We start from the raw sequence: 10256 nt of genomic DNA, 5'->3' as shown, positions 1-10256 counted from the left end.
GCGCGCCAGCGACGAGGGCCGCGAGGGGGTAAGCGCCTTCCTCGGCAAACGGCGTGCGGCCTGGCGCTGGTGACACCGGGGCGCGGCACCGAAACGACCGACCACGAACCGATCGGGGATCACCGATGTTCGACAAGATACTGATCGCAAACCGCGGCGAGATCGCCTGCCGGGTGGCCCAGACCTGCCGGCGGCTCGGCGTGCGCACCGTCGCCGTCTATTCCGAGGCGGACACCCACGCACGCCACGTCCACCTCTGCGACGAGGCCTGGCTGATCGGCCCGGCCCCGGCGCGCGAGAGCTATCTCGACACCGAGCGCATCCTCGAAGTCGCCCGCCGCTCCGGCGCCCAGGCGGTCCATCCCGGCTACGGCTTCGTCTCCGAGAACGCTGACTTCGCCCGTGCCTGCGAGGCCGCCGGGATCACGTTCATCGGCCCGCCCGCCTCCGCCATCGAGGCAATGGGCTCGAAGAGCGCCGCCAAGACCATCATGGCCGAGGCCGGCGTGCCGCTGGTCCCCGGCTACCACGGCGAGGACCAGGACCCGTCACGGCTCGCCGACGCCGCGGCGGAGATCGGCTACCCGGTCCTGATCAAGGCCAGCGCCGGCGGCGGTGGCAAGGGCATGCGCCGTGTCGAGCGCCCGGGGGACTTCGCCGACGAGCTCGCCGCCGCGCGGCGCGAGGCCGCGGCGAGCTTCGGCGACGACCGCGTGCTGATCGAGAAGTACCTCCTCCAGCCACGCCACATCGAGGTCCAGGTCTTCGCCGACAGCCAGGGCCAGGTGGTGCACCTCTTCGAACGGGACTGCTCGGTGCAGCGCCGCCACCAGAAGGTGGTCGAGGAGGCCCCGGCCCCCGGCATGACCGAGGCGCGTCGTCGCGAGATGGGCCAGGCCGCCGCCCGCGCCGCCCAGGCCATCGGCTACGTCGGCGCGGGCACGGTGGAGTTCATCGTCCACCAGGACGGGAGCTTCTACTTCATGGAGATGAACACCCGGCTGCAGGTGGAGCACCCGGTGACCGAGATGATCACCGGCGAGGACCTCGTGGAGTGGCAGCTGCGCGTGGCCGACGGCGAACCCCTGCCCCGCGGGCAGGAGTCGCTGACCATCCACGGCCATGCCTTCGAGGCCCGCATCTACGCCGAGGACCCGGCCAACGACTTCCTCCCCGCCACCGGCCGGATCAGCCACATGCGCACACCGGATGAAGGTGCCCAGGTGCGTATCGACACCGGGGTGCGCGAGGGCGATGAGGTCAGCGTCCACTACGACCCGATGATCGCCAAGCTCGTGGTCTGGGACGAAGACCGCGCCAGCGCCCTGCGCCGGCTGCGCCGCTCGCTCGCGCACTTCCAGGTGGTGGGGCCGACCACCAATATCACCTTCCTCCAGGCCCTGACCGCGCACCCGGCCTTCGCCGCCGCGGAGCTGGACACCGGTTTCATCGACAACCACCGCGACGCCCTCTTCCCGGCCCCGGAGCCCGTCTCCGACCGGGTGCTCGCACTGGCATGCCTGGCCGAATTCCTGCGCATCGACGCGGAGGCCGCAGCCCGCGCCGCCCGTTCCGCGGACCCGCATTCCCCCTGGCACGACGCCAGCGGCTGGGTGCTCAACGACGACAACCACCACACGCTGCACTTCCGCGACGGCGGGGACGATATCGCGGTAACCGCCCACTACCGCGAGGGCCATTACCTGCTGGAGCTGCCCGGCGGCGAGGTCCGTGCCCGCGGCCGGCTGGACGCGGACGGCGACATGCGCGTCGACCTCAACGGGGTGCGCCTGACGGCCACGGTGGTCCGCCGCGGTGCGGAGCTGACCATTATCTGCGACGGCTCCTCGCGCCAGCTGCTCTGCCACGACCCGCTGACCGTGGGCATGGAGGACGAGGTCCAGGAAGGCAGCCTCACCGCGCCGATGCCGGGCACGGTGGTGAGCGTACTGGTGTCTCCCGGTGATACGGTAAGTGAAGGTCAGCCCCTGATGATCCTGGAGGCGATGAAGATGGAGTACACCATCAAGGCGACGGCCGACGGGGTTGTCGAGCACGTCAGCCACGCCGAGGGCGAGCAGGTCTCCGAGGGCATCGAGCTGCTGGCCATCCGCCCGGCGGAGTGACGGCATCGCTTTGCCGGGAAACGTTTAATATGTAAAGTTGTTTCCGGGCCGCCCGCCGGGCCCCCGGGAAACCGAACCGCGAGTGGAATCCGCCATGCCTCTTCCCGACTCCGTGCGCATCGTCGAGGTCGGCCCGCGCGACGGGCTGCAGAACGAACCGCAGAGCATCGACGCGGCAGTCAAGATCGAGCTGATCGAGCGCCTCGCCGACGCGGGGCTGCCGGTGGTCGAGGCCGGCGCCTTCGTCTCCCCCAAGTGGGTGCCGCAGATGGCGGCCAGCGCCGAGGTCCTCCAGGGCATCCGCCGGCGCCAGGGCGTGCAGTACCCGGTGCTCGTACCCAACATGAAGGGCCTGGACGCCGCCCTGGCCGCCGGCGCCGATGAGATCGCCGTATTCGGCGCCGCCTCCGAGAGCTTCTCGCAGCGGAACATCAACTGCTCCATCGCCGAGAGCCTGGCGCGTTTCCGGCCGGTGATCGAGGCCGCGCGGGAGCGGGGCGTGCGGGTGCGGGGCTATGTCTCCTGCGTGCTCGGCTGCCCCTACGAGGGGGAGATCGCGCCGGAGGCGGTTGCCGCCGTGTCCGCCGAACTCCACGCAATGGGCTGCTACGAGATCTCGCTGGGCGATACCGTCGGCGTGGGCACGCCCCGCAAGGCCCAGCGGATGGTCGAGGCCGTGGCGGATCGGGTGCCGATGGCCCGACTCGCCGCGCACTTCCACGACACCTACGGGCAGGCCCTGGCCAACCTCTACGCGGTCATGGAGCTCGGCATCGCCACCGTCGACAGCTCGGTGGCAGGCCTCGGCGGCTGCCCCTACGCGAAGGGCGCCTCGGGCAATGTCGCCACCGAGGACGTCGTCTACCTGCTCGACGGCCTCGGGATCACGAGCGGTGTGGACCTGGAGACCCTCGCGGCCACCGGACGCTGGATCTCCGGCAAGCTCGGCCGCGAGCCCGCCTCTCGGGTGGCCCAGGCGCTCGCGGCACGCGCCTGACGTCGCAGGGGATCAGACACAACCCGGGGTCGGAGATGAAACAGCGCGGGGGCGGGGACCGGCCGAGGATGGCGGGGGCATCCCCGGGCCCCGGGCGATGAACAAGAACGGGAGAGAGAGCCGTGACGAGTGAACGCGAGAGCATGGAATACGATGTGGTGATCGTCGGCGGCGGGCCCTCGGGCCTGGCGGCGTCGATCCGTCTGATGCAGCAGGCCGAAGAGGCCGGGCAGGCGCTGTCGGTATGCGTGCTCGAGAAGGGCAGCGAGATCGGCGCCCACATCCTCTCCGGGGCAGTGCTCGACCCGCGCGCACTCGAGGAGCTGCTGCCGGACTGGCGCGACCGCGGCGCACCGCTGCACACGCCGGTCGCCGAGGACCGCTTCCTGCTGCTCGGCGAGCGCAGCGCCCGACGGCTACCCACGCCGCCGCAGATGGCCAACGCGGGTAACTACATCATCAGCCTCGGCAACCTCTGCCGCTGGCTCGCCGAGCAGGCCGAGGCCCTGGGCGTGGAGATCTATCCGGGCTTCGCCGCCGCCGAGGTGCTCTACCACGAGGACGGGGCAGTCAAGGGCGTGGCCACCGGCGACATGGGCCTGAACCCGGACGGCACACCGGGGCCGAACCACGAGCCGGGCGTGGAGCTGCACGCCCGCCAGACACTGTTCGCCGAAGGCTGCCGCGGCTCGCTGACCAAGACCCTGTTCGAGCGCTTCAACCTGCGTGCCGACGCCGACCCGCAGACCTACGGGCTCGGGATCAAGGAGCTCTGGGAGGTGGATCCGGCGCAGCACCAGCCGGGGCTGGTCGTCCACACCGTGGGCTGGCCGATGGACTCCAAGACCTACGGCGGGAGCTTTCTCTACCACCTCGAGGACAACCAGGTGGCGGTGGGCTTCGTGGTCGGGCTCGACTACGACAACCCCTACCTCTCGCCGTTCGAGGAGATGCAGCGGTTCAAGACCCACCCGGCGATCCGCCCCACCTTCGAGGGCGGGCGGCGCATCAGCTATGGCGCGCGCGCGATCAGCGAGGGCGGCTACCAGTCGATCCCGCGGCTGACCTTCCCGGGCGGGGCGCTGATCGGCGACACCGCGGGCTTTCTCAACACCCCGCGGATCAAGGGCAGCCACACCGCCATGAAGTCCGGCATGACCGCCGCCGAGACGGTCTTCGAGGCGCTCACCGGCGAGGCAGCGGAGGCCGGCGCCGAGGTCAGCGCCTACCCCGAGCGGCTGCGCCGAACCTGGCTATGGGACGAGCTCCACCGCGCACGCAACATTCGTCCCGCCTTCCGCTGGGGGCTGTGGCCGGCGATGGCCTACTCCGCCATCGATACGTACCTGTTCCGGGGCAAGGCACCGTGGACGTTCCACCACCACGCCGACCACGAGCAGCTCAGGGCGAAGGACGAGGCCACACCCATCGACTACCCGAAACCCGACGGCGTGGTCACCTTCGACCGGCTCTCCTCGGTGTTCATCTCCAACACCAATCACGAGGAGAGCCAGCCCTGCCATCTCACGCTACGCGACGATGACGTGCCCGTGCGCGTGAACCTCGAGCGCTACGCCGGCCCGGAGGCGCGCTACTGCCCCGCCGGGGTGTACGAGTTCGTCGAGGACGACGCGGGCAACCCGCGGCTGCAGATCAACGCGCAGAACTGCGTGCACTGCAAGACCTGCGACATCAAGGACCCGACCCAGAACATCGACTGGGTCGTCCCCGAGGGCGGTGGCGGACCCAACTACCCCAACATGTAACAGGCGTTCCGGCAGTCCGGGACCGAGCCAACGGGAGCACCCATGGGCATAGAGATCGGCGGTTTTCTCGGCCTCATCCTGCTCATAATCGAGGTCTACGCATTCGTGCGCATCGTCCAGAGCCGCGCAAGCACCGGCGCCAAGGTCCTCTGGATCGTGGGCATCCTCGTCCTGCCGGTGCTGGGCCTCATCGTCTGGCTGCTCACCGGCCCCAAGGGCTGACCGCAGGTACGAACGCGCCCCCGGCAACCCGACGGGCATGGCCGTCGGGTTTGACCGGTTCCGGGTCGCGCCATAACATACAAACATGTTTGTATCCGACGAATGGATACAGTGGCACCCGGCCTACCCCGAGGATACGCAATGACCATGGCACTACGCGCCGCGCTGATCACCGCGGCCCTGGCCACGGCCGCCCCGTCCGTCACCTGTGCGGCCGGCGGAGACGCCCCACACCCGGCATCGACGAGCGTGGGCGTGCGTGCGGGCAGTGGCGACAACGTCGACTCCGTCACCCTCTACCTGCGGCGGGGCGCACCCTGGGTGCAGCGGCATATCGTCGACGCCTACCTGCCGGAGGGGGTGAATGCCCACTGGGAGGCCATGGCCAGCCACTGGGGCGGCTCCGGGGATGACACCCACCTCGCCGCCTTGGGCCCGGTCCTCACCTACCAGTGGCCCGGTCAGCCCATCCTGCTCAGCACCGGTGTCCAGCCCTCCGTGCTCTCCGACAGCACGGCCGCGGGCCATGACCTCGGCGGCCACATGCAGTTCACCAGCCATATCGCCGTGGGCTGGCGCCCGCTGCCCGCCTTCCACGTCGCGGTGCGCGCCCAGCACACCTCGAACGCCGACCTCTACGAGGAGAATCCCGGCGTCGACATCGTCTCCCTGGAGCTCGCCTACCACTTCTGAGCCCATGATGCATGGGCCGCGCATGATCCGGCGCCGCGGCCCCTGTATGGTTACCCGGGCGCAGCCACTTCCGGGGCCGACGCCCTGATCGGGACAGACACAGCCAGCCAGGGGAACAGAACATGGGTAACACCGTCGTGGGGATCACCGCCGCGATCGCGCTGACGCTGGCCGCCACAGCGGCCGCCGCGGACGGGCCGGAGACAACCGTGCGCCTCGGCGCCGGCGTTCTCCATGCCCCGAGCTACCGGGGTTCCGACGACCACGACACGGATCCGGTACCCTACTTCGACATCCGCCATGGGCCATTCTATGCCACCGTGACGGACGGCATCGGCTGGGACGTGTTCCGGCGAACCGGTCTGCGCGTCGGTCCCTTCGTCACCCGGGCCGGGGGACGAAGCGACGCCGGCGACCTGGAGGGCCTGGAGAGTGTGGACGGCGGCGCACTCGCGGGCATCGCCGCGCACTGGCGCCGGGGTCCCTGGCGACTCCGGGGGGATATCGCCACCCCGGTCACCGGCGACCTCGAGGGCCTGCGTGCACGAGTGGGGACCCGCTATGCCGGGCGCATCGGGCAACGCTGGCGCTATGCCGTCGGCCCCGATCTCACCTGGGGCGACGACGACTGGAACGACGCCCTGTTCGCCGTCTCCCCGGCCGGGAGCGCGCGCTCGGGGCTCGACGCGTTCCACCCGGGCGGCGCCTACTACGAGGTCCGGGTAACGGCCCGGGTCACGCGCCGGCTGGGAGCGGGCTGGTCGGTGACGGCAATAACCCGCGCCGGCCGCATTCTCGGGGACGCCGCGGACAGCCCCATCGTCGCGGACGTCGGCGACGCCAACCAGACCGCCGCCGGAATCGTGCTCTCCTACGCCTTCTGACGCCCCGGGCACCCCTTCCCGACCGCGACCGGCATCCCGCCGGTCTCCCGGCTTTTAACCATACATTCGTGTATGTATAATTTGATGTCTATTCCTTCGAGCCTCTCTCCCCTATGGCTCAGAACACGGCCACAAGGAAGGATTGCCATGCGCAACGCCTATAACTCCCGTTCGCTCTCCGCCGTGATCGTCCTCTCGGCGGCACTCGCGGGCCTCGCCGGCGGCCCCGCCGTGGCCCAGCAGTCGAAGCGGCCACCGCCGGAGGTCGGTGTGGTCGAGTTACACATGCAGCCGGTGGAACAGGTCACCCGTCTTCCGGGGCGGACCTCCGCCTACCGCGTCGCCGAGGTCCGGCCGCAGGTAACCGGCATCCTGCAGAAGCGCGACTTCCGGGCCGGCACCCAGGTAAGCGCCGGGGACACGCTCTACGAGATCGACCCGCGCCGCTACCGGGCCGCCGTCCACGAGGCGGAGGCCAGCCTGGCCGAAGCCCGCGCGACCCTGGACAGTGCCCGGCGCAAGGCCGAGCGCTACAGCGATCTGGTCAAGAAGAACCACGTCAGCCAGCAGGACTACGACGACGTCCAGGCCGCCTACCAGGAGCAGAAGGCGCGGGTGGCGTCGGCCAAGGCGGCGCTGGAATCCGCCCGCATCGATCTTGCCTACACCAGCATCGATGCCCCCATCGACGGACGCATCAGCCAGTCGTATGTCACCGAGGGCGCACTCGTGACCGCAAACCAGGAGACCGCACTGGCCCGGATCACCCAGCTCGACCCCATCTACGTCGACATCCAGCGTTCGACCACCGAAATGATACGCCTCAGGCGCGCCTTCCACCGCGGCGACCTGGAGAAGGCCGAGCCCGGCAAGGCCCGGGTGGAGCTGCTGCTCGACGACGGCACCGAATACGGCCATCCCGGCAAGCTGGAGTTCACCGGGGTGACCGTCGACCAGGGCACGGGAACGGTGACCCTGCGCGCGGTCTTCCCCAACCCGGACCATGAGCTCATGCCCGGGATGTTCGTGCGCGCACGGCTGAGCTCCGGCACCAAGCAGGACACCCTGCTCGTGCCCCAGCAGGGCATCACCCACAACCGCCAGGGCGAGGCGACCGCACTGGTGGTCAACGGCGAGGGCAAGGCCGAGCAGCGCAGCGTCAAGGTGGGCCGCGCCCTCGGCAGCTTCTGGGTCGTTGAGGACGGCCTCTCGGCGGGTGATCGCGTCATTGTCTCGGGCCTGCAGAAGGCACGGCCGGGCCAGGCGGTGAAGGCCGTTGCGGCCGAGATCCCGAACCGGCCGGGAGAGACCGACAATGGTTAATTTCTTCCTGAAAAGGCCGGTCTTCGCGTGGGTGCTGGCGATCGCGGTGATGCTCGCCGGCGTCCTCGCCATCAACACGCTGCCGATCCAGCGCTACCCGACCGTCGCACCACCGGCGGTCGAGATCCAGGCAAGCTACCCCGGTGCGTCCTCGGACACGGTCTCGAACACCGTGGTGCAGGTTATCGAGCAGGAAATGACCGGCCTGGACGGCCTGCTCTACATGGGCTCGACCTCCGACTCCACCGGCCACGCGACCATCACCCTGACCTTCGCCAGCGGCACCGACCCCGATATCGCCCAGGTGCAGGTTCAGAACAAGCTGGCGCTGGCCGAGCCGCGTCTGCCCACGGTGGTGCGCCAGCAGGGCATCAGCGTGGAAAAGGCGAGCGAGAGCTTCCTGCTGGTCAAGGCCTTCATCTCCGGCGACGGCGAGATGACCAAGCAGGCGATCGCCGACTTCGTGCACTCGGACATCAAGGAACCCATCGCCCGAGTCACCGGCGTGGGCAGCGTGACCGTGTTCGGCTCGGAGTACGCGATGCGCATCTGGCTCGACCCGGACGCGCTCATCCGCTATGGCCTCACCGTGTCCGACGTGCGCTCGGCCATCGAGACCCAGAACGCCCAGGTCACGGCGGGCCAGTTCGGTGGTCTGCCGGCGGTGGAGGGCCAGCAGCTCAACGCGACGGTGACCTCGCAGACGCTGCTGAACACGCCGGAGGAGTTCCGCAACATCCTCATCAAGACCCAGCCGGACGGCTCCCGCGTGCGTCTGGGCGACATCGCCCGGGTCGCGCTAGGCGGCGGTTCCACCCACATCGACAGCTTCTACAACGGCCAGCCGGCCGCCGGCCTGGCCGTCACCCTGGCGCCCGGCGCGAACTCCCTGGAGACCACCCGGCGCGTGGAGGAACGCCTCAACGAGCTCGAACCCTACTTCCCGAAGGACCTCGAGGTCGCCACCCCCTTCGAGACCGCCCCCTTCGTCGAGGCCTCGATGGAGGAGGTGGTCCGCACCCTGATCGAGGCCATCGCCCTCGTGGTGCTGGTGATGATCCTGTTCCTGCAGAGCTGGCGGGCCACGCTGATCCCGACGCTGGCGGTGCCGGTGGTGCTGCTCGGCACCTTCGCGGTGATGGCAGCGACAGGGTTCTCCATCAACATGCTGACCATGTTCGGTATGGTCCTGGCGATCGGGCTACTGGTCGACGACGCCATCGTCGTGGTGGAGAACGTCGAACGCGTCATGCATGAGGACGGGCTTGGCCCCATGGCGGCGACGCGCAAGTCCATGGGCCAGATCAGCGGTGCGCTGGTAGGCATCGGCGTGGTGCTCTCCGCCGTGTTCGTGCCCATGGCCTTCTTCCCGGGCTCGGTGGGTGCGATCTACCGGCAGTTCTCGCTAACCCTGGTGGCGGCGATGGCACTTTCGGTGCTGGTGGCACTGATCCTCAGCCCCATCCTGTGCGCCCGCCTGCTCAAACGCCAGGAGCACGAGACCCTGCTGCACCGGCTGCTCGGCTGGTTCAACCGCGGCATCGACGGCGCCACCAGCGGCTACGCCGCGACCGTCGGCCACTTCGGCCGCCATCCGTGGATCTATGGCGTGGTCTTCGCGGCGATCGTGGCCGGCACCGCCTACGGCTTCACCCGGGTGCCCGGCGGCTTCCTTCCGTCCGCCGACCAGGGCGTCGTGCTGGTGCAGTACCAGCTCCCCTCCGGGGCAACCCAGCAGCGCACCAAGGCGACCATGGACAAGGTGAAGGACTACTTCCTCGACCAGGATGCCGTGGACGGCATCTTCACCGTGGCCGGCTTCAGCTTCGCGGGACGGGCGCAGAACGCGGGTATCGCCTTCGTGAACCTCAACCCGTGGTCCGAGCGCGATCCGGAAACCGAGAGCGTCGGCGCCATCATCCAGAAGGCCAACCGCGATCTCGCCGGGCTGATCCGCGACGGCCGGGTATTCGCCTTCAACATCCCCTCGATCCCGGCACTGGGCAACGCCCTGGGCTTCGATCTGCGGCTGCAGGATCGCGGCGGCGTTGGACACGAGGCGCTGATGCAGGCACAGGGCCGGTTCCTGCAGCTCGCCGCGCAGAGCCCGGTGCTCACCAACGTCCGCCCGAACGGCCTGGAGGACCGCCCGCGCTACCACCTCGACGTGGACCAGGAGAAGGCCCAGGCGCTGGGCGTGCCCCTGTCCCGGATCAACGACCTGCTCTCGGTCACCTGGGGGGTC

At 69.6% G+C, this 10256-nt stretch carries 8 protein-coding genes; all 8 read left to right on the top strand.

From position 1 onward, the window contains the following. Nucleotides 1–125 precede the first annotated feature (125 nt). Entirely contained in the window at nt 126–2126 is a 2001-nt protein-coding gene (locus G7A99_RS04375; protein WP_163139012.1) for an acetyl/propionyl/methylcrotonyl-CoA carboxylase subunit alpha, read from the top strand. Between the two features lie 94 nt (nt 2127–2220). Continuing rightward, on the top strand, nt 2221–3123 hold the full coding sequence (locus tag G7A99_RS04370) for a hydroxymethylglutaryl-CoA lyase (RefSeq protein WP_163139011.1): 903 nt from the start codon (nt 2221–2223) through the stop codon (nt 3121–3123). Between the two features lie 143 nt (nt 3124–3266). Continuing rightward, on the top strand, nt 3267–4889 hold the full coding sequence (locus G7A99_RS04365; protein ID WP_163139018.1) for an electron transfer flavoprotein-ubiquinone oxidoreductase: 1623 nt from the start codon (nt 3267–3269) through the stop codon (nt 4887–4889). Nucleotides 4890–4931: 42 nt separating this feature from the next. Then, the gene (locus tag G7A99_RS04360; RefSeq protein ID WP_018719335.1) at nt 4932–5111 is read left to right on the top strand and encodes a PLDc N-terminal domain-containing protein; all 180 of its coding nucleotides are present in this window, start codon (nt 4932–4934) and stop codon (nt 5109–5111) included. Nucleotides 5112–5252: 141 nt separating this feature from the next. Continuing rightward, nucleotides 5253–5804: an acyloxyacyl hydrolase gene (locus tag G7A99_RS04355; RefSeq protein ID WP_018719336.1), complete on the top strand. Its 552-nt coding sequence runs from the start codon at nt 5253–5255 to the stop codon at nt 5802–5804. Between the two features lie 122 nt (nt 5805–5926). Next, nucleotides 5927–6688: a MipA/OmpV family protein gene (locus G7A99_RS04350; RefSeq protein ID WP_018719337.1), complete on the top strand. Its 762-nt coding sequence runs from the start codon at nt 5927–5929 to the stop codon at nt 6686–6688. A 147-nt stretch (nt 6689–6835) separates the two neighbouring features. Continuing rightward, complete coding sequence (locus tag G7A99_RS04345) at nt 6836–8011, top strand: efflux RND transporter periplasmic adaptor subunit (protein ID WP_018719338.1); 1176 nt, start codon at nt 6836–6838, stop codon at nt 8009–8011. Then, nucleotides 8004–10256, top strand: a 2253-nt coding sequence (locus G7A99_RS04340; RefSeq protein WP_163139010.1) for an efflux RND transporter permease subunit, incomplete at its 3' end; no start/stop codon positions are given. The genes G7A99_RS04345 and G7A99_RS04340, both read left to right, overlap by 8 nt.

It is taken from the genome of Arhodomonas sp. KWT, assembly GCF_010993615.1.
The sequence above is the reverse complement of the archived record's forward strand: the minus strand, read 5'-3'. Positions and strand labels throughout refer to the sequence as shown.